General features: G+C 61.9%; 20 protein-coding genes. 17 read left to right on the plus strand and 3 right to left on the minus strand.

What is annotated here, in order from left to right; genetic code table 11:
* Positions 1-118: 118 nt before the first annotated feature.
* The 7 genes from cmoA to G4923_RS05535 all read left to right on the plus strand — a co-directional run bounded on the left by cmoA (position 119) and on the right by G4923_RS05535 (position 6,981).
* Positions 119-859, plus strand: coding sequence for a carboxy-S-adenosyl-L-methionine synthase CmoA (cmoA, locus tag G4923_RS05505; RefSeq protein ID WP_163135955.1), 741 nt, complete (start codon positions 119-121; stop codon positions 857-859).
* Complete coding sequence (gene cmoB, locus G4923_RS05510; protein ID WP_163135958.1) at positions 856-1,833, plus strand: tRNA 5-methoxyuridine(34)/uridine 5-oxyacetic acid(34) synthase CmoB; 978 nt, start codon at positions 856-858, stop codon at positions 1,831-1,833. Before cmoA ends, cmoB begins: the two co-directional genes overlap by 4 nt.
* Positions 1,834-1,885: 52 nt before the next feature.
* Entirely contained in the window at positions 1,886-2,674 is a 789-nt protein-coding gene (locus tag G4923_RS05515) for an ATP-dependent zinc protease family protein (RefSeq protein ID WP_041204232.1), read from the plus strand.
* 3 nt (positions 2,675-2,677) lie between these two features.
* Complete coding sequence (locus tag G4923_RS05520; RefSeq protein ID WP_106887394.1) at positions 2,678-4,216, plus strand: inactive transglutaminase family protein; 1,539 nt, start codon at positions 2,678-2,680, stop codon at positions 4,214-4,216.
* A 3-nt stretch (positions 4,217-4,219) separates the two neighbouring features.
* Positions 4,220-5,185 carry an alpha-L-glutamate ligase-like protein gene (locus G4923_RS05525; protein WP_106887395.1) on the plus strand — a complete coding sequence of 322 codons (966 nt, stop codon included), beginning with the start codon at positions 4,220-4,222 and terminating at the stop codon, positions 5,183-5,185.
* Between the two features lie 314 nt (positions 5,186-5,499).
* Positions 5,500-6,414 (plus strand): hydrogen peroxide-inducible genes activator, encoded by a 915-nt coding sequence (locus G4923_RS05530; RefSeq protein WP_163135960.1) that lies wholly within the window; start codon positions 5,500-5,502, stop codon positions 6,412-6,414.
* A 117-nt stretch (positions 6,415-6,531) separates the two neighbouring features.
* A complete protein-coding gene (locus G4923_RS05535) occupies positions 6,532-6,981 on the plus strand; it encodes a C40 family peptidase (protein WP_025326338.1) in 450 nt (149 codons plus the stop codon).
* 63 nt (positions 6,982-7,044) lie between these two features.
* Here G4923_RS05535 and G4923_RS05540 read toward each other — a convergent pair whose 3' ends face one another.
* Positions 7,045-7,338 (minus strand): hypothetical protein, encoded by a 294-nt coding sequence (locus G4923_RS05540; RefSeq protein WP_106887398.1) that lies wholly within the window; start codon positions 7,336-7,338, stop codon positions 7,045-7,047.
* A gap of 212 nt (positions 7,339-7,550) precedes the next feature.
* On the opposite strand from G4923_RS05540, the gene G4923_RS05545 reads away from it, so the two are divergent.
* From G4923_RS05545 to G4923_RS05560, 4 genes are read left to right on the plus strand one after another with little or no spacing between them, the layout of a single operon-like run.
* Complete coding sequence (locus G4923_RS05545) at positions 7,551-8,978, plus strand: coniferyl aldehyde dehydrogenase (RefSeq protein ID WP_163135963.1); 1,428 nt, start codon at positions 7,551-7,553, stop codon at positions 8,976-8,978.
* A gap of 8 nt (positions 8,979-8,986) precedes the next feature.
* Positions 8,987-9,577: a TetR/AcrR family transcriptional regulator gene (locus G4923_RS05550; RefSeq protein ID WP_163135965.1), complete on the plus strand. Its 591-nt coding sequence runs from the start codon at positions 8,987-8,989 to the stop codon at positions 9,575-9,577.
* Positions 9,567-10,076: an SCP2 sterol-binding domain-containing protein gene (locus G4923_RS05555; RefSeq protein WP_163135967.1), complete on the plus strand. Its 510-nt coding sequence runs from the start codon at positions 9,567-9,569 to the stop codon at positions 10,074-10,076. The genes G4923_RS05550 and G4923_RS05555 overlap by 11 nt, the downstream gene beginning before the upstream one ends.
* 17 nt (positions 10,077-10,093) lie before the next feature.
* Positions 10,094-11,278, plus strand: a complete 1,185-nt coding sequence (locus G4923_RS05560) for an iron-containing alcohol dehydrogenase (RefSeq protein ID WP_106887402.1) — start codon at positions 10,094-10,096, stop codon at positions 11,276-11,278.
* Positions 11,279-11,293: 15 nt separating this feature from the next.
* Here the strand turns inward: G4923_RS05560 and cysM are convergent, their stop codons facing one another.
* Complete coding sequence (cysM, locus tag G4923_RS05565; RefSeq protein WP_163135970.1) at positions 11,294-12,196, minus strand: cysteine synthase CysM; 903 nt, start codon at positions 12,194-12,196, stop codon at positions 11,294-11,296.
* Positions 12,197-12,342: 146 nt separating this feature from the next.
* Between cysM and G4923_RS05570 the strand changes: the two genes are divergently transcribed.
* The 6 genes from G4923_RS05570 to G4923_RS05595 all read left to right on the plus strand — a co-directional run bounded on the left by G4923_RS05570 (position 12,343) and on the right by G4923_RS05595 (position 17,661).
* On the plus strand, positions 12,343-12,600 hold the full coding sequence (locus G4923_RS05570) for a GNAT family N-acetyltransferase (RefSeq protein WP_163135972.1): 258 nt from the start codon (positions 12,343-12,345) through the stop codon (positions 12,598-12,600).
* Positions 12,590-13,174 carry a nucleotidyltransferase family protein gene (locus tag G4923_RS05575; RefSeq protein ID WP_163135974.1) on the plus strand — a complete coding sequence of 195 codons (585 nt, stop codon included), beginning with the start codon at positions 12,590-12,592 and terminating at the stop codon, positions 13,172-13,174. Before G4923_RS05570 ends, G4923_RS05575 begins: the two co-directional genes overlap by 11 nt.
* 70 nt (positions 13,175-13,244) lie before the next feature.
* Complete coding sequence (locus G4923_RS05580; protein WP_106887406.1) at positions 13,245-15,068, plus strand: SulP family inorganic anion transporter; 1,824 nt, start codon at positions 13,245-13,247, stop codon at positions 15,066-15,068.
* Positions 15,069-15,210: 142 nt separating this feature from the next.
* Positions 15,211-16,557 carry an MATE family efflux transporter gene (locus G4923_RS05585; RefSeq protein WP_106887407.1) on the plus strand — a complete coding sequence of 449 codons (1,347 nt, stop codon included), beginning with the start codon at positions 15,211-15,213 and terminating at the stop codon, positions 16,555-16,557.
* Between the two features lie 11 nt (positions 16,558-16,568).
* On the plus strand, positions 16,569-17,159 hold the full coding sequence (locus tag G4923_RS05590; protein WP_163135976.1) for a hypothetical protein: 591 nt from the start codon (positions 16,569-16,571) through the stop codon (positions 17,157-17,159).
* 286 nt (positions 17,160-17,445) lie between these two features.
* Positions 17,446-17,661: an HP1242/YdcH family protein gene (locus G4923_RS05595; protein ID WP_005313020.1), complete on the plus strand. Its 216-nt coding sequence runs from the start codon at positions 17,446-17,448 to the stop codon at positions 17,659-17,661.
* Positions 17,662-18,208: 547 nt separating this feature from the next.
* Here the strand turns inward: G4923_RS05595 and G4923_RS05600 are convergent.
* The gene (locus tag G4923_RS05600) at positions 18,209-18,988 is read right to left on the minus strand and encodes an SH3 domain-containing protein (protein ID WP_163135979.1); all 780 of its coding nucleotides are present in this window, start codon (positions 18,986-18,988) and stop codon (positions 18,209-18,211) included.
* Between the last annotated feature and the right edge of the window lie 176 nt (positions 18,989-19,164).

The raw sequence follows: 19,164 nt of genomic DNA on the forward strand, positions 1-19,164 counted from the left end.
GAAGGATCTCAAGGCCAGCCACCCCGTTCGTAAACCGGTGACGACCCGGACGGGCGTCACCCAACGACTCCATTGAACACACAGTCGGTTCGCGCACCGGCTGTCAGGTTGCGCCAGCATGCACGATCAGATTTTTGCCGCCCCCATCGCCCAATTGGGGGATTTTTGCTTTGACGAACAGGTCGTCGATGTCTTCCCCGACATGATCCAGCGCTCTGTGCCGGGTTACAGCAACATCATCTCCGCCATCGGCATGATGGCCGCCCGCTACGCCCAGCCCCAGAGCCGCCTGTACGATCTCGGCTGCTCCCTTGGCGCCGCGACCCAGGCGATGCGCCGCCATGTCAACCAGCCCGGCTGCCAGATCACGGCGGTGGATCTCTCCCACCCCATGATAGAGCGCGCCCGCGCCCACCTGTCGGGCTTCAAGTCCGAGGTGCCGGTGGAGCTGGTGGAGGCGGACATCTGCGACATCGCCATCGAGAACGCTTCGGTGGTGGTGCTCAACTTCACCCTGCAGTTCGTCCCGCCCGAGAAGCGGGCCACCCTCATCCAGCGCATCCATGACGGCCTGCGCCCCGGTGGCATCCTGATCCTGAGCGAGAAGTTCCGCTTCGAGGACGAGCAGGTCAACGCCCTGCTCATCGACTTGCATCTGGACTTCAAGCGGGCCAACGGCTACAGCGAGCTGGAGATAAGCCAGAAGCGCACGGCGCTGGAAAACGTGATGCGTACCGACAGCCTGGAGACCCACCGTGCCCGCCTGCGGGACGCCGGTTTCACCCATCAGGATCTCTGGTTCCAGTGCTTCAACTTCGGCTCCATGATTGCCATCAAATCAAGCGACGCCCAGCCATGATCGATTTCGCCAACTTTTATCAACTGATCGCCAAGAACCGGCTGAGCCACTGGCTGCACACCCTGCCTGCCCAGCTGCACGCCTGGCAGCACGACAACCTGCACGGGGATCTGCCGCGCTGGAACCGGGCCCTCAACAAGCTGCCCACGGTCGCCCCAGGCCAGGTCGAGCTCAAGAACCGGGTCGAGATCGGCAGCCTTGAGAGCATGAACGAGGGGGAGCGCAAGAAGACCGAGAGCCTGCTGCGCCACTTCATGCCCTGGCGCAAGGGGCCTTTTACCGTACACGGCATCCACATCGACACCGAGTGGCGCTCCGACTGGAAGTGGGATCGGGTGCTGCCCCACATCAGCCCCCTCGAAGGGCGTTACGTGCTGGATGTGGGCTGCGGCAGCGGCTACCACCTCTGGCGCATGGTGGGGGAAGGGGCCAGGCTCGCGGTCGGCATCGATCCCAGCCCATTGTTCCTGTGCCAGTTCGAGGCCATTCGCCACTTTGCCGGCAACGATCAACGGGCGCACTTGTTGCCGCTCGGCATCCAGGAGCTGCCGGAGCTGCGTGCCTTTGACACCGTCTTCTCCATGGGAGTGCTCTATCATCGCAAGTCCCCCATCGAGCACATCGAACAGCTGCGCAACCAGTTGAAAGACGATGGGGAGCTGGTGCTGGAGACGCTGGTGATAGATGGCGACGAGCGGGAAGTGCTGGTGCCCACCGATCGCTACGGCAAGATGCGCAACGTCTGGTTCATCCCCTCCAGCGCAGCCCTCAAACTCTGGGTCGAGCGCTGCGGCTTCAGCGACGTGCGGATAGTGGACGAGAATATGACCAGCACCGACGAGCAGCGTCGTACCGACTGGATGATTAACGAGTCCCTGAGTGACTATCTGGATCCCGATGATCCCGCACTCACGGTCGAAGGATACCCGGCACCCAAGCGTGCCGTACTGATCGCCAGAAAGGCCAAAGACTAGCCGATGGCGGCTGTGGAAGTTACACTGACCCAATTCCAGGAAGCACAGTTAAATGAATGACATGAAAAGCAAATTAAAAGGAATGACCCTGCTCTCCCTGCTCAGTCTCGGCGGGTGTGTCAGTATGGAAAAAGCGCCCCCTGTCCCGACCCTGACGCTGGCAGAGCTTCGCAACGAGATAAGCTTGAGCGAGCAACGCCTGCAAACATCCATGGAACAGCAACAGAAGCAGTATGTGCAGCAACAGCACCTGCTGGTTCAGCTCAACACCGATGTCACCAACATGAAAGAGTCCGTGAAGAAAGTCGACAGCAAGCTGGCTACCCTGCCACCCGAGCCCCCCAAACCCATGGCCATCCCGACCGAGAAGTGCCCGGCCCCGAGCCAGGGCCACACGGTCGACGGCAAGCTGCTGGTGGGTGAAGCCGAGTGGATCTGGGTCGATGCCGCCAACGATGCCTTCCAGGCACGGGTCGATACCGGCGCCACCACCTCCTCCATCAGCGCCCAGGAGATCACCATCTTCGAGCGCAACGGCAAGAACTGGGTACGCTTCTTCCTGAGCCACCAGGAGATGGACGACAAGATCCAGATCGAGGCACCCCTGGTGCGTCACGTGCGGGTGCGTCAGGCCTCTGCCGACGACCTCGACCGCCGTCCCGTGGTGCGCCTCACAGTGCGCATCGGCGACATGACCGAGAAGGCCGAGTTTACCCTCAAAGATCGCAGCGACATGACCTTCCCCGTGCTGCTGGGCCGTGAATTCTTGAAAGACATCGCCGTGGTCGACGTGGCCCGCGAGTATATCCAACCAAAACCCAAGCTCAAGGATGTAAAATAATCCATGGTTTCCCGTAAGCCGTTCTATCTGCTGGTCGCCCTGCTGTTCATTGTCGGCCTGGGAATGACGTTTTATCACCATGTCGCCCTGGACGTGCCCCTCACGCCCGGTGAAAAACGTCAGATCTGGTCTATCGAAGCCAAGCTCGAGTTCGAGGCGACCGGCGAGCCGGTGATCGCCTCCCTGGCCATTCCGGGCACCCAGCCCGGCTTCACCCTGATGAACGAGAATGCCGCGAGCCCGGGCTACGGCCTGTCGTTCGTGGAAAAAGACGGGGATGCCCGCGCCGAGTGGTCCATTCGCAGCGCCTCCGGCCGCCAGGAGCTCTACTACCGGGTCGACATGATGGCGGATGCCCATGCCAAGCCCGCCGCCAACCCCCTGCCGCCCGCCATCGAGAAGCAGATCGAGAGTGAGCCTTACGCCACCGCGATGAAGCAGATCCTCGAGCGCGCCCAGGAGCGTTCCGCCGACGGCTACACCCTGACCCGCGAGATCATCAAGGAGATCGAGAAGCAGGAACAGAACGCCGAGCTGCTCAAGTCTCACAAGAGCCGCGCCAGCTTGATCGCCGAGCTGCTCAACAACGCCGAGGTGCCGGCGCGCGTGGTGCACGCCCTGAGCCTGGAAGACGGTCGCCGTCGTCAGGAGCTGGTGGACTACCTGCAGGTGTTCAACAGCCCGACCGACTACAAGCTGTTCAACCCGCAAACCGGCGAACAGGGGCAACCGGGCAACCTGCTGCTGTGGGAATACAACTCAGGCGCCCTGCTGGACGTGACCGGCGGCCACAACTCCCGCGTCACCTTCTCGATGATCGAGCAGGAGCAACCGGTGAACGTGGCCCTGGCGCAGAAGTTCGAAAAATCAGAGATGATGAACTTCTCCATCCACAGCCTGCCGCTGGAAGAGCAGGCCCTGTTCAAGGGTCTGCTGCTGATCCCCATCGGTGTGCTCATGGTGGTGTTCCTGCGGGTACTGGTGGGGATCAAGACCTCGGGCACCTTCATGCCGGTGCTGATCGCGGTCGCCTTCATCCAGACTTCCCTGGTCACCGGTCTCATCGGCTTCCTGCTGATCGTCGGCACCGGCCTGGTGATCCGCTCCTACCTCTCAAGGCTCAACCTACTGCTGGTGGCCCGAATATCGGCGATCATCATCATGGTGATCTCGATGATCGGCATCTTCTCGGCCTTTGCCTTCAAGCTGGGGCTGACCGACGGCATGAAGATCACCTTCTTCCCGATGATCATCCTCTCCTGGACCATAGAGCGGATGTCCATCCTGTGGGAAGAAGAGGGCCCCAAAGAGGTGTTCCGTCAGGGCGGCGGCTCCCTGCTGGTGGCGGTCATCGCCTACCTGGCCATGGACAACGAGCTCATTCGTCACCTCACCTTCAACTTCCTCGGCCTGCAACTGGTGCTGATGGCCACCGTGCTGGTGATGGGTAACTACACCGGCTACAAGCTGAGCGAGCTCAAGCGCTTCAAGCCGCTGGTGGACGAGATGAAGTCCGGTGCCACCCCGGGTAAGGACAAGTAACAGATGTGGTTCTGGCAGAAATACACCAGTCCGTGGAGCCTGTCCCAGGCAGGCATCCTCGGCATGAACAAACGCAACCACTCCTACATCAGCCGCTACAACCCGCGTCGTCTCTACCCGCTGGTGGATGACAAGCTCAAGACCAAGCGCATCGCGCTGGATGCGGGGGTGACGGTGCCTGAACTCATCGGAACCATACGCGAGCAGCACGACGTGACCCGCATCACCGAGCTGGTCAAGGATTGGCCGGGCTTCTGCATCAAGCCGGCCCGCGGCTCGGGGGGCAAGGGGATACTGGTGATCCTGCGCCAGCAAGAGGGCAGCTTCTACAAGCCCAACGGCAGCGCCTCCACCGGTCAGGATCTGGAGCGTCATGTCTCCAACATACTGGCGGGCCTCTATTCCCTGGGCGGCAAGCCCGACGTGGCGCTGGTGGAAGGCCTCATCAACTTCGATGACGTGTTCGACGGCTACTCCTTCGAAGGGGTCCCCGATGCCCGGGTGATCATCTTCAAGGGCTTCCCCGTGATGGCCATGATGCGCCTCTCCACCGCCGCCTCCGACGGCAAGGCAAACCTGCACCAGGGCGCCGTGGGGGTGGGTCTGTGCCTGCGCACCGGTCGCGCCCTGCGGGCGGTTCAGTTTGGCAACCCGCTGCGCCATCACCCGGACACAGGTCTGGATCTCTACGATCTCAAGGTGCCCCACTGGGATACCCTGCTGACCCTGGCCGCCTCCTGCTACGAGATGTCGGGTCTGGGCTACATCGGCACCGACATGGTGCTCGACAAGTTCCGCGGCCCCATGCTGCTGGAGCTCAACGCCCGTCCCGGCCTCGCCATCCAGATAGCCAACGGTCGCGGCCTGGTGCCCAATCTCAAGACCATAGAGAAGCTGGGTCAGGTCAAGATGAACGTGGAGCAGCGGGTCAACTTCGCCAAGGATCACTTCGGTATCTTCGACGAATAGCCTGCCCTCACTCCTGCAAAAACGCGCCAACAGGCGCGTTTTTTTATGGCCGGCCATGGGCAACTCCGGAAGACGCCAGGGAAGGCCGATCCCCGTCACATCCCATGGCAACCCCCCTTCAACGGGCTGGCACAAGGGGATAAGCTCCCATGGCAGCAGTTGCCGCGACGGGCAGGTGGATGGCGGGCTTATCCCCATCCGCTTGCCCCGCAACGCACAGACCCTGCCAGGAGGGCGCCTAATCTCGGCGACAAAGCAGTCTCTCGATGGTAGATTAATCAAATCAAATAGATAGCATCGATCGGGTTTCCCCTATGCAACGTTGGCCCAGCCTGAAACAGCTGCAGTATCTGGTCGCTCTGGACGAGCACAAGAATTTCAATCGCGCCGCCAAGGCCTGTCATGTCAGCCAGTCCACCCTGAGTACCGGGATCCAGACTCTGGAGGACATGATGAACCTGCAACTGGTGGAGCGTGACCACAAGAGCTTCATCATGACGCCGGTCGGCATGGAGATAGTCGCGCGGGCGCGCAACCTGCTCTCCGATGCCCGGGATCTGATGGAGCTCGGCCAGCAGCAGGGGGGCGTCATGCACGGCACAGTCCGCCTGGGCTGCATCCCCACCATAGCCCCCTTCCTGCTGAGCAAGCTGCTGCAGGTGTGCGGCAAGGCCTATCCGGAGCTGGAGCTGCTGCTGCGGGAAGACACCACCACCAATCTGCTCAAGCAGCTGGAGCAGGGGCAGCTCGACTTGCTGATCCTGGCGCTGCCGGTGGAAATAGGCGGCTTTCACAGCAAGACGGTGGGGCTGGATCCCTTCCATATGGTGATGCCGTCAGATATGGCTGCCACTTTGCACATGCCGTTCGACTACAAGGAGCTGCCCAATCAGAGCATCTTCCTGCTGGAGCGGGAGCACTGCCTGACCGAGCACGCGGTGAGTGCCTGCCGGCTGCGGGACAAGAGCAAGATCAACCCCTTCGCCGCCACCAGTCTGCACACCCTGGTGCAGATGGTGGGCGCCGGCCTTGGCACCACCTTCCTGCCCCAGATGGCCATAGATGCAGGCATCCTCGACAACTCGGATCTGGTGGCCATCCCCCTGCCCGGGGAGAAGCCCTATCGCGAGATTGGCCTGGTGTGGCGCCCCAGCACCACCCGGGTGCAGACCTTCTACAAGATTGCCGAGCTGCTCACGCCGCTGATAAGTCCCAAGGCGGCGGACTGACGACTGGCTCGCCGGGGGCCCTTTCTCTGCCCTCGGCAAGTTTTTATGCTATCGCTGTTCAGGTTCCAGGCAGGAACATCGTCTATGATGAATCCCGTGCCCTATCAAGGAGTTGAGATGTTTCGCACCTTGCTTCCGCCCCTGCTGGCCCTGCTTGTCGTCGCCTGCTCCAGTACCCCGGAGCCGCCCCCTCCTGCCCGCCAGGCCAGTGCCTTCGACGGCTTCTATCAACAGTGGCGCGGCGTCCCCTATCGCATGGGCGGCACCAATCGCGCCGGCCTCGACTGCTCCGCCTTCACCCAGCTTGCCTACCAGCAGGTGCTGGGCTTCACCCTGCCCCGCACCACTGAATCCCAGGCCAGCCTCGGCCGCCCGGTGGACAGATACCGCCTGCAGCACGGGGATCTGGTGTTCTTCAAGACCGGCTGGCAGCAGTACCACGTCGGCGTCTATACCGGTGCCGGGGAGTTCATTCACGCCTCCACCAGCAAGGGGGTGATCCGCTCGCGCCTCGACAACGTCTACTGGAACAGCCGCTACTGGCAGGCCCGCCGCCTGACCCAGTAGCCGCCACCAACGAACACCAAAAAGGCCCCAAGGGGCCTTCTTCTTTATGTGCCGCGCAGAGGCTCAGTGCTTGCGGTGCCAGCGGGGCGAGGTGGCTCGCTCGCCCCAGGGGGTCACGCAGGGCAGCAGGGCCCCTTCGATCAGCCCATCGCTTGCTGCCAGCGCCTCGGCAATCTTCTCGTGGAGCAGCCGCAGCAGGTTTTTGTCCTGCTCCGCCAGGGAGTGACCCGCGGCGAAATACTCGCGCTGATGTTGCAGCGCCAGCTTCTGGGCAAATTCATAGGTGTTGAAACTGTCCGGCATGCGCTCGATCACATCGTCCAGCCGGGCCAGCAGGCTGTGCAATTCCCTGGTCATGTGCTGCTCTCCATTTGAGTTGATGATTGAAAACTACCCCTTATTGGATAATTCACCAATCGAGATACCCCCAAACTGTGTGGCCGAGCACAGTTCCATCGGAGAACCCACTCATCCACCCTTGCTCTGGCACGCCCTTGTTTACAAGCTGGCAACAAGCCGGTAGGCTTAGACCGACTAATCAGTCGGTCAATTTTTGTGCGGAGCATGCCATGGAAGCCATACGAACAGAGTCCCCAGACAAGTTCTCCCTGCCCGAGCAGGTGAACCGCCTCAAGCGGGCCTGTCAGGCCCATCCCATGCCGAGCCTGGAGCAACGCCGCAACCGGCTGAGCGCACTCAAGGGGGCCCTGCTCGCCCACAAGCAACCCCTGTGCGACGCCCTGGCCCTGGACTATGGCCAGCGCAGCGACTACGACAGTCTGGTCGCCGACATACTGCCCTGCGTCATGCAGATCAACTACAGCCTGAAACGGCTCAAGGGCTGGATGAGGCCGGCGCGGCGCCACCCCGGCCTGCTGCTGGCCCCCGCCAGGGTCGAGGTGCACTATCAGCCTCTGGGCGTCATCGGCATCATGGTGCCCTGGAACTTCCCTGTGATGCTGAGCCTGGGGCCCCTCATAGGCACCATCGCCGCCGGCAACAGAGCCATGATCAAGCTCTCCGAGTTCACCCCCCATACCAATGCCGTGTTGCGCACCCTGCTGGCCCAGGTGTTTGGGGATGACGAGGTGGTGGTCATCGAGGGGGACGCGGGACTCGCGGCCGCCTTCAGCACCCTCCCCTTCGATCATCTGCTGTTCACCGGCTCCACTGCGGTGGGCAGGCTGGTGATGGCCGCCGCCGCCCCCCAGCTCACCCCCCTCACCCTGGAGCTCGGTGGCAAGAGCCCCTGCCTCATCGCCCCCGACATGCCGCTGGCCCTGGCGGTGGAGCGGATGATCTTCGGCAAGAGCCTCAACGCCGGCCAGATCTGCGTGGCCCCGGACTATGTGCTGCTGCCGCGGGGGCAGGAGCAGGCCTTTATCGAGGCCTATCAGGCGCACTTTCGCCGCCTCTATCCCAAGGGGCTGGATAGCCCGGATTACGGCTCCATCATCAACGGGGCCCAGTACGAGCGGCTCACCGCCTGGCTGGCGGAGGCGAAGCAGGCGGGCGCCCAGGTGCACCCTTGCGCCTCGCCGGCCCGGGATGACGGCGCCCGCCGCCTGGTGCCCCACCTGCTGACCGAGGTGCCCGGCCACTGCCAGCTGATGCAGCAGGAGATCTTCGGCCCATTGCTGCCCCTGGTGCCCTATGACAGCCTCGACGAGGCCCTCGCCTACATAGCGGCGCGCCCGCGCCCCCTCGCCTGCTACCTGATGAGCCTGGATCCGGCGCTGCAGAGCCGCCTCATCCGGGAGACCCACGCCGGTGGCATGGCCATCAACGAGTGCCTGTTCCAGGTGGCGGCGGACGACGCCCCCTTCGGCGGCATAGGCCCCTCCGGCATGGGTCACTACCATGGCCACGAGGGCTTTCTCACCTTCTCCAAGGCGAAAACCGTGCTGCGCCGTGGCCGTTTCAGCGCCGGAACCCTGATCCACCCCCCTTATCGGCGCTGGTACCAGCGGCTGATGATGGCCCTGTTCCTGCGCTAGGAGGCTGCATGAGCGAACACATGACAGACAAACGCCGCCAGATCCTGGATGCCGCCCTTGCCCTCTGCGCCGAGGATGGCCTGCAGGGGGCCGCCACCGCCCGCATCGCCCGGGCGGCCGGGGTGGCCAACGGCACCCTGTTTCACCACTTTCCCAGCAAGGAGCTGTTGATCCAATGCCTCTATCAGGACGTCAAGCTGCGCCTTGGCGCCGCCATCAGCGAGGCGGATCCGGCCCTGCCCCTCAGGGAGCAGGCGCGCCACTACTGGCATCAGGCGATGAGCTGGATGCAGGCCCATCCCCACGAACTCAAGTTCGTGCTGGGGTTCTTCCACTCCCCCTTGCTGGCCAGATCCCTGCGCAGCCAGATCCTGGGGGAGACACTGCGCTTCCTGCCGCGCCTGCTGAGCCAGGGCCAGGCCAGCGGCGAGCTGATGCAGGCGCCCCCCGTCCTGATGCTGGAGGTGTGCCAGAGCCAGTTTCTGGCCTGCGCCTCCCTCTTTGTGGACCAACCCGAGCTCGGGGAGGATCCCCACTGGCAGGCCAGCGCCTTCGCCCTCTTCTGGTCCGCCATCGCAGGAGGCCCTCATGACGCTTGATCCCCTGCTCGCCACCGGCAGGCGCCTCTTGATAGGGAGCCTGCTCTGGGTCATCGGCCGCACCCTGTGCCGCGCCGCCCGGGTCGACGAGGCGGTGCGCCGGGAGCTGGCCCCCCTGCCGGAGGGGCTCTGCATCCGGCTGGAGGTTCACGGGCTGCCTCATGGCCTGACCCTGCACAAGAGGGCCGGGCGCTGGCGCTGCGGCCCCGCGCCCCGGGGGGCAACAAGCCCTCATCTGCTGCGCGTCTGCTTCAAGCACCCCGCCATCGCCTTTCGCGCCCTCAGCTTTCGCCTCGGCATCAATCAGGCCTTCTGCGAGAACCGACTGCTGGTGGAGGGGGATCTCAGTGCGGCCATGCACCTGGTGCGGGCGCTGGAGCAGTTGCAAGCCCTGATCCTGCCGGCCTTCATCGCACGGCCCCTGCTGCGCCACTACCCGAGCCCGCGCCACAAGCTGACGCGAGCCTGCCACATCTACCTGGGTCTGCTGACCGGTTGAAGAGAAGGATGAACACCATGAGCCGTTATTACGATTTCTTCTGTCCGGTCAGGTTGATGGCGGGGGAGCAGGCACTGGAGCAACTTCCGGACGAGCTGATGGCGCTGGGGGCGCGCCGTCCGCTGCTGCTCACCGACAAGGGGGTCGGCGGCAGCGGGCTCGCCACCCTGCTGGCCAATGTGCTGGCGGAGGGGGGCCTGCCGGTGGCCGCAATCTGGGACCAGATCCCCGCCGACTCCTCTACCGCAGTGGTGGAGCGCATCGCCACCCGCTGGCGGGAACTCGGCTGTGACAGCCTGGTGGCCCTGGGGGGCGGCTCCGTCATCGACACCGCCAAGGCGGTCAACATCCTGGTCACCCTGGGTGGGGAGCGGCTGCTGGATCACGCGGGGGCAGGTTGCCTGACCCGGCCCCTCAAGCCGCTGGCTGTGGTGCCGACCACGGCGGGCACCGGCTCCGAGGTGACACTGGTGGCGGTGATCCGGGACGAGGGGAGCGGGCGCAAGGTGCCCTTCACCTCCCCCTTCCTGCTGCCCCAGCTGGCGGTGCTGGACCCGCGCCTCACCCAGGGGCTGCCGCTGCCCATCACGGCCGCCACCGCCATGGACGCCATGACCCACGCCATCGAGGCCTTCATCGGCAACGGCAAGAACCCGGTCAGCGACGCCCTGGCCCTGATGGCGGTGGAGAAGATAGCCGATGCCCTGCCCAGGGTGCTGCTGGCCCCCGAAGACAAGGCCCTGCGGCTGCAACTGGCGGAGGGCTCCACCCTGGCGGGCATGGCCTTTTCCAACTCCATGGTGGGGCTGGTGCACGCCCTCGGCCACAGCCTGGGGGCCCGCTGCCACCTGCCCCACGGCCTGTGCATGAACCTCTTCCTGCCCACGGTGCTCGACTACAACAGGCCCCAGATAGACACCGAGCTGGCCCGCCTGCTGCTGCCGCTGGCCGGGCCGGAGCGCTTCGCGGCCACCCCACAGGCCCTGCGCCCCCAGGCGGCCCTGGATGCACTCTGCGCCCTGCGGGACAGTCTCTGGCAGGGAGTGGGGTTGCCGCGCACCCTGGCGGAAGCCGGGGTGACGGACAGAGCAGTGCTCAAGGATATCCGGGATCTCGCCATCAACGACGGTGCCCTGCTCTACAACCGCAAGGATGCGGACAGGGAACAGCTGCTGACGCTGCTGGAGCAGGTATGGGAATGACCCCGGGGCGCAGGATCAGAAGGGCGGAGTAAAGACCCCGGTGGAAAGATAGCGATCCCCCCGATCGCAGATGATGGCCACCACCACCCCTTGGCTCAGCTCGGCCGCCACCCGCAGGGCACCGGCCACGGCGCCCCCCGAGCTGACCCCGCAGCAGATCCCCTCCTCCCGCGCCAGCCGGCGCATGGTGGCGAGCGCCTCCTCCTGGGTCACATCCAGCACCCGATCGACCCTTTGTGGCTCGAAGATGGCGGGCATATAGGCGGCGGGCCAGCGGCGAATGCCCGGGATCTGGCTCCCCTCTGCCGGTTGCAGCCCAATCACCTCTACCGCCGGGTTCTGCTCCTTGAGGTAGCGGGAGACCCCCATTATGGTGCCCGTGGTGCCCATGGCCGAGACGAAGTGAGTGATTGCCCACTCGCTCTGGCGCCAGATCTCGGGACCGGTGGAGAGGTAGTGGGCATCCGGGTTGGCCGGGTTGTTGAACTGATCGAGCACCAGCCCCTCGCCGCGCGCCTGCATGGCGAGGGCGAGGTCGCGCGCAGCTTCCATGCCCTCTTCCACCAGCACCAGCTCGGCGCCGTAGGCCTGCATGGCGTCGCGCCGCTCCTGGCTCATGTTGCTCGGCATCACGAGGCGCATCCTGTACCCCCGGGCCGCCGCCACCATGGCCAGCGCTATGCCGGTATTGCCCGAGGTGGCCTCGATAAGCCGCGCGCCTGGCCCTAAGTGACCACTCGCCTCCGCCGCCCGGATGAGGTTCAGGGCCGGCCTGTCCTTGACCGAGCCGCCGGGGTTGTTGCCCTCCAGCTTCACCAGCAGGGTCACGTCGGGATAGGGGTTGATGCGGCGCAGGCGCAGCAACGGGGTATTGCCAATCAGATCTTCCAGGGTGGCGAAGGCCATAACGGGATCCATCCTCTGCTAACTGTTCTATACCTTGCCTGACGAGCCACTCGCAGGCCGGTCAGTGTAAGCGAGCCTCCTCGGCCCGCAAAGAGCACTGTTGGCAAAGTCCGGCCAGCATGCTCTGATACCCCTTCCCCACCCTTTGAGGAGCCTCCATGAGCGACATTCTTCATCAGGCCGACCAGCAGCAGTTCATCTGCGTGGTGGACGGCAAGACCTCTCGCCTCAGCTACCGCTGGCTGGATGCGGGCACTGTCGATGCCTGCAGCACCCAGGTGCCGTCCGAGCTGAGGGGACAGGGCATTGCCGACAAACTGGCGCGCAGCTTCTACGACTGGGCCCGAGCAGAGGGGCTCACCATAGTGCCGAGCTGCAGCTACATAGGCGTCTGGCTGCGCCGTCATGGGGGTTGAGGCACAAGCGGCCCGAGAGGCACAGCTGCAAGCCCGCACCGAGGCCCTGCTGCGGACCGATCCCCTACGCATGGCCTGCCTCTGGGCTGCGCGGGAGCTGGCCCTGCCGGACTGGGCGCTGGGGGCGGGCTTTGTGCGCAACCTCATCTGGGATCACCTGCACCAGAAAGCCGAGCCCACTCCCCTCAACGACATAGATCTTATCTATCTGGATCCCAGCGACCCGGAAGGTGCGGACGAACGGGAGTACGAAACCCGGCTCAGAATTCGCTTGCCTGATCAACGCTGGGAGGTGCGCAACCAGGCGCGCATGCACAGTCGCCAGCAGGTGCCCCCCTTCGCCAGCTCGCTGGAAGCGCTCAGTCACTGGGTGGAGGTCCCCACCTGCATCGGGGTCAGGCTGCTGGCCAACGATGAGTTCGAGTGGCTGGCGCCCCATGGCTTTGGCCACAACTGGTCGCTGCAGGTGAGTGCCAATCCGCGCTGCCGGCAGGAGAGCCGGATCTTCATCGACAGGATCAGGGACAAACAGTGGCAGCGCATCTGGCCTGATCTGGTGGTGAACTGGCCATAACCGGATTGCAATGTTTCGGCAACCTTGGGCACACTAAGGAAAAGCTGTTTATAACTCAATGGGTTAAATAATGCGCGACTTCTTCTCTCTCGAACGCTGGCTGCCGGGCCTCGCCGCCCTGCTGCAATATCAGCGGGCCTGGCTGATGCCGGATCTTCGCGCTGGCCTCTCGGTGGCGGCCGTGGCCTTGCCCGTGGCCATAGCCTATGCGGAGCTCGCCGGAGTGGGCGCCATCGTCGGCCTCTACTCCTGCATACTGCCCATGGTGGTCTACGCCCTCTTTGGCACCTCCCGCCAGCTCATCGTCGGCCCGGACGCCGCCACCTGCGCCGTCATTGCCGCCGTGGTGACGCCACTCGCCGCCGGGGATCCCACCCGCCAGTGGCAACTGGTGATGACCATGACCGCCATGACCGGCTTCTGGTGCCTGATCGCCAGCCGCTTCAAGCTGGGGGTGCTGGCGGACTTTCTCTCCCGCCCCATACTGATGGGCCTGCTCAATGGTGTGGCCATCACCATAATGGTGAGCCAGCTCTCCAAGATCTTCGGCTTCACCTTCAGCGAGCGCTATCTCATCGAGCGGATCTTGAATGGCACCGACTACCTTACCCAGACCCATCTGCCGACCCTGGCCATGAGTCTGACCGCCCTGCTCACCCTGCTGCTGGCCAAGCGCTACAGGCCATCCTGGCCCTCCTCCATGGTGGCCATGGTGGTGACGGCGGCCCTGGTGTGGGCCCTCAATCTCGGCCAGTTCGATATCGCCACTCTGGGGGCGGTGGGCTCGGGCCTGCCCGCCTTCCAGATGCCGGAGTTCCCCCCCGGCCTGATGCGCGAGCTGGTGCTGCCGGCGCTCAACCTCGCCATGGTGAGCTTCGTCTCCATGATGCTCACCGCCCGCAGCTTCGCCGCCAAGAACGGCTACGAAATCGATGCGGACAAGGAGTTTCGGGCCCTTGGCATGGCAAACCTGGCCTCGGCTGTCTCCCAGGGCTTTGCCATCAGCGGCGCGGATTCACGCACCGCGGTCAACGACGCCAACGGCGGCAAGAGCCAGCTGGTCTCCATCATAGCCGCGGCTGTGATCGCCCTCATCACCTTCTACCTGACGGCGCCGCTGCAATTCATTCCCACCGCCGCCCTCGGGGTGGTGCTGGTGATGGCCTCTCTGTCGCTCACCGATTTTCGCGGCCTCTGGGCTCTGCGCGACTCGGACCGCGCCGCCTTCTGGCTGGCGCTGATCACCTTTATCAGCGTGCTCACCATGGGGGTGATCCCGGGGATCACCCTCGCGGTCTTGCTGGGGCTGTTCCAGTTCCTGCGCAACGTGATGCGCCCCACCGATCAGCTGCTCGGCATGGACGATGAAGGGGTGGTGCGCACCCTGGGGGACAACGAGCAGGCCAAGGCGATTCCCGGCATCCTGGTCTATCGCTTCAACTCGCCGCTGACCTACTTCAACGCCCCCTACTTCAAGCGGCGGGTGCTGGCGCTGCTGGTGCAGGATCCACACAATCCCAAGTGCCTCATCGTGGATGCCGTGGCCTGCTTCACCCACCAGGACATCAGCGTGATGAGCATGGTGGGGGAACTGCACAAGGAGCTCAGGCGCCGCGGCATCCACATGGTGATGGCGGGTCGTCACGGCCAGATGACCCAGTGGCTCAAGCAGGCGGGGATCCGGATCGGGGACGAGGGGGTCATCCTCAGTCCCGACATGTATCAGGCCCTGCGCCTGACCCGCTGCTACCGGGAGCCTGTGTTCAAGGATGACGAAGTGGTGGAGAGCACCACTGATACCCTGCTCTCCCGCTGGCCTCAGGATGAGACGCTACCGGACTCGGCGCGCCTCACCCGGCCCTGCGAGCAGGAAGCGGGCGCCACCCCGGTCTGACGGCGGCGCGCCACCAGACTGCGAGAGGGTGCCGGGCCAGCACCCTCTTTGCTCAGGGCAGGATTGCACCCCGCACCCGCTTGGTGTTAAATGCCCGTCCAGATGGCGCTGACGAGGGCCATCCCCAGTATTTGGACATCCCATGCAGACTCAATCCCACGCGGGCCCGGGCACCCTCTTCGCCCTGACCTGGCCACTGTTCATCGATCTCGCCCTGCACTTCCTGACCGGGGCCCTCAACACCTTCATGGTGGGCCACGTCTCCTATCAGGGGGTGGCGGCACTGGCAGTCGGCAACCAGGTGTTCGATCTCGCCATCACATTGTTCAGCTTCGTCAGCATAGGCACCAGCGTGGTGATCACCCAGTACCTGGGGGCGGGGGATAGAGAGAAGGCGCGCGTGGTCATCCACACCGCCATCGGCTTCAACCTGCTGGTGGGGCTGGTGGCCGCGGTCGGGGTCATGGCCGGTGCCAGCACCATGCTGGCGCTGATGAACCTGCCCGCCCACCTGATGGGGGATGCCACCCTTTATCTGCAGATCATCGGCCTCTGCCTGCTACCGGAGGCGGCGGCGCTCTGCCTGGCCGCCACCCTGCGCGCCCATGGCCACACCCGTCAGGCCATGTACGTGACCCTGATCGTCAACCTCATCACCTTCGTCGGCAACCTGCTGCTGCTCTACGGCTGGTTCGGCCTGCCCCAGCTCGGGGTCGCTGGGGTCGCCATCAGCACTGTGGTGGGGCGCATCGTCGGCGTGGTGCTGCTGGTGTGGCTGGTGGCGCGCAAGACCGGCATACGGCTGCGGCTGCCGGAGATCCTTCGGCCAAGCAAGGTCATGCTAGACAAGGTGCTGCACATAGGCCTGCCGGCGGCGGGGGAAAACCTCTCCTGGATGCTGCAGTTCATGGTGGTGACCGCCTTCGTCGGCCTGCTCGGCGACAAGGCACTGGCGACCCAGTCCTACTTCTTCCAGATCTGCCTGTTCATCCTGCTGTTCGGCCTCTCCATCGGCCTTGGCAACGAGATCATCATCGGCCATCTGGCGGGGGCCCGTCGCTTCGAGCAGGCCTATCGCCAGCTCATCAAGAGCCTCAAGCTCGGCCTCATCGTCACCAGCCTGATTGCCATAGCCGCGGCCCTCAACGGACGCGCCATCATCAGCCTGTTCACCGACGATGCAGACATCATCACCCAGGTGGCGCAGCTCTTCCTCATCAGCCTCATCCTCGAACCCGGCCGCACCTTCAACCTGGTGGTGATCAACGCCCTGCGTGCCACCGGGGATGCCCGTTTCCCGCTCTACATGGCGCTCGTCTCCATGTGGGGCATTGCCGTTCCCCTCGCCTATTTCCTTGGTATCATGCAGGGCTATGGCCTGGTAGGCATCTGGTTGGCGCTGGCCTGCGACGAGTGGGTACGCGGTCTGGCCATGTTCTGGCGCTGGCGCAGTCGTCGCTGGCAAAACAAAATTCTTGTCGAAACATAAGCGGAATCACAATGAAGAAAATCGGACTCTTGTTGGCGGCCATCCTGCTCAGCCCGCTCGCCATGGCACAAACCGCCCCGGCGGCCCCCAAGGCGCAAGCCCCCCAGACCTGGTACGTGGCCCCCATCGTCATCGACCAGACCAGCGAGGCGCAGAAGGCCCTGACCAAGGACTTCATGGCCCAGATGATCAAGACCATCAAGATCAACGAGTACCAGACCGGCAAGGCGGTGGGCAAGCACAAGGATCCCAAGTGGCTGATCCGCACCAAGCTGATGCCCGCAAGCACCGAACCCCTGGTGGGCAAGAAACACCCCCAGGGCCTGACCTACGGCAAGGGCATCCCCACCCAGGAGATAGTCGGCGAGCTCATCATGAACGGCACCCTGGTGGCCCATGTTGGCCAGGGCTGGCGTGAGCCCATAGTTCCCGGCACCCCGGTGGCCGAGAAGATCACCATAGCCAACTACCAGTACGCCATCGGCAACGAGGCCAAGGCCCCGGATCTGGAAGAGCTGGCGGCCCAGATAGGCTTCGAGGTGGGCAAGGTGATTGCCCGAGGCGGTCAGCCCCTGCCCGAGAAGAAAAAGAAAAAAGAGTAAAGACGGCACTGCTTTTGAAGAAGGGGCCTTGCGCCCCTTCTTGCTGCCCGCCTGGCGCGCGCCTGTCGTCATCAAAGCGTCACAACTGTGAACAAGCTCCCAGTTCCCTCCTCTCTGCCCTCCTCATAAATCACTTATCTGCTTGTGATTCAATCAGTTAAAAATCATCCGCCAGATGCAGCAAATCCGTTGCCCCAAATTGGATCGGGATCACATTTATCTCCCGGGGGAAGGGGTAGTTTGAAGGTCAAGGCACAATCAAACGACACCAAGGAGGCTTCATTACATGTTCCCCGAGTACAGAGATCTCATCTCGAAACTGAAGAGCAGTGATGTCCATTTCCAAAAGAAGTTTGACTTGCACAACGACCTGGATGCGGAGATCAGGAAGCTGGAAAAACATCACGCCAGCGATTACAGCTCCGAGGTGAAGGATCTGAAAAAACAGAAACTTAAACTGAAAGAGGAGATATACGACATCCTCAAACAACATCCACACTAGACGCCTCGACGAATACCTGGATAAGCAACTTATCCCCCAGCCCGGCTTAAAGCCGGGCTTTTTATTGCCCGCTCACGACGGCGCGGGGCCACTCCCCCTTTGACATCGGAAGCAAAGAAGCGGGCCAATGGCCCGCTTGGTTGTATTTCACTCACCCCTTCATCACACCGGCGGATGGAACTGGCTGGCCTCGCGGGTGGCCATCTCCTCGTAGGTGGCCCACCTCTGCCAGACTACCTGCTGCGCCACCTGCATCAGCCGCTCGGCCCTGCTATATATTGTTCTGTCACCGTCCCCTTCTCATGCTTGACATTGTTTGCCACGCAGCTTACCTGCCTTGAAAGGAAAAGGAAGCCTTGGCATGCTGATAGATAAATGTTGTTGAGCTGGTAATATTTGTATCTGTTATGCGGCAATCTCACTAAATCACTTTCGCTGTCACATCATTCTATTTTCATTCATGAATAACATATATTTCTGTAGCAAGCTCGGCAAAGGAACACCTGACTATCAATAGATTGACTATGTTTTATACAACCAGCTAGAGCTATTTATTAAAGCGCTCTGTATATTCAGTAAACACCCAGCCTTCTAACGTCTCACCTTGTTTTTGAGGTATTGCAACCTTTATCCAGCTACGATTCTTTTCAAGAACGTATACAGATTGCCCAAAATTTAAAGTCATAATTATCTCTGACTTTATAGATGGTGAAACTCTCAATCGGACTTCATCTCCGCTAATAAATCTGTTTAGAGGTGTCACATCTACACCAATACTTTTAGGAAGTTTTTTAATCGCATTAGTCTGAACTCTACGAGGTTCATCATTGTTCCTAAGAAACTCTTCAATCTCAGGTTTAATGTATATGTCAACACTTATAGGAGCAATTATTTCAGTTATAAACAACAGTATAATAACTTTAAATAAGCCTGGAAGTTTCTGAAAGGCTTCTAATAATGAATTTCGAGATAAACTACTTTCTCTAAGTATTTCGTTTACTTCAGATAATACACTGGAAATATCAGAGTCATCTTCATATTCAACTGACTCGGCTGAACACGCATAAAGATCAACACTTTGAACCAAAGTTCGATGTTGCTTTAACAAGTTTAATGTCAAAATAAACTCGTTAGGGAGATAAGATAATTTTCGGAACTCTGGAAAATCTCGTTCGATACATCTTAAATACTTTTGAATTCCTAGTTGAGAAAAACCATCCAGCCAGGTTAGATTAGATCTATATTTTTTTATAGTTTGAGAAAGCAGTGCAACTTCTGGCCTAATAATCGAGTTTGGAATAGTATTAATACGTTCTATTTCCTTCATTCATACTGGATTTAGAACCGACTGAATTCTGTCCATTTGTTTCACCCATGGTTGATTCGATAACGAATAAACCTTTTCGACGCCCTCCATATACTTGCTCATTTTACAGGTTCCCTTTAATTAGATTTGCACATATATTATCCATAATTTTCATTTCTCTCAATGCGCTATCACTG

The sequence above is a fragment of the Aeromonas rivipollensis genome, from assembly GCF_010974825.1.
Taxonomy (GTDB): Bacteria; Pseudomonadota; Gammaproteobacteria; order Enterobacterales; family Aeromonadaceae; genus Aeromonas; species Aeromonas rivipollensis.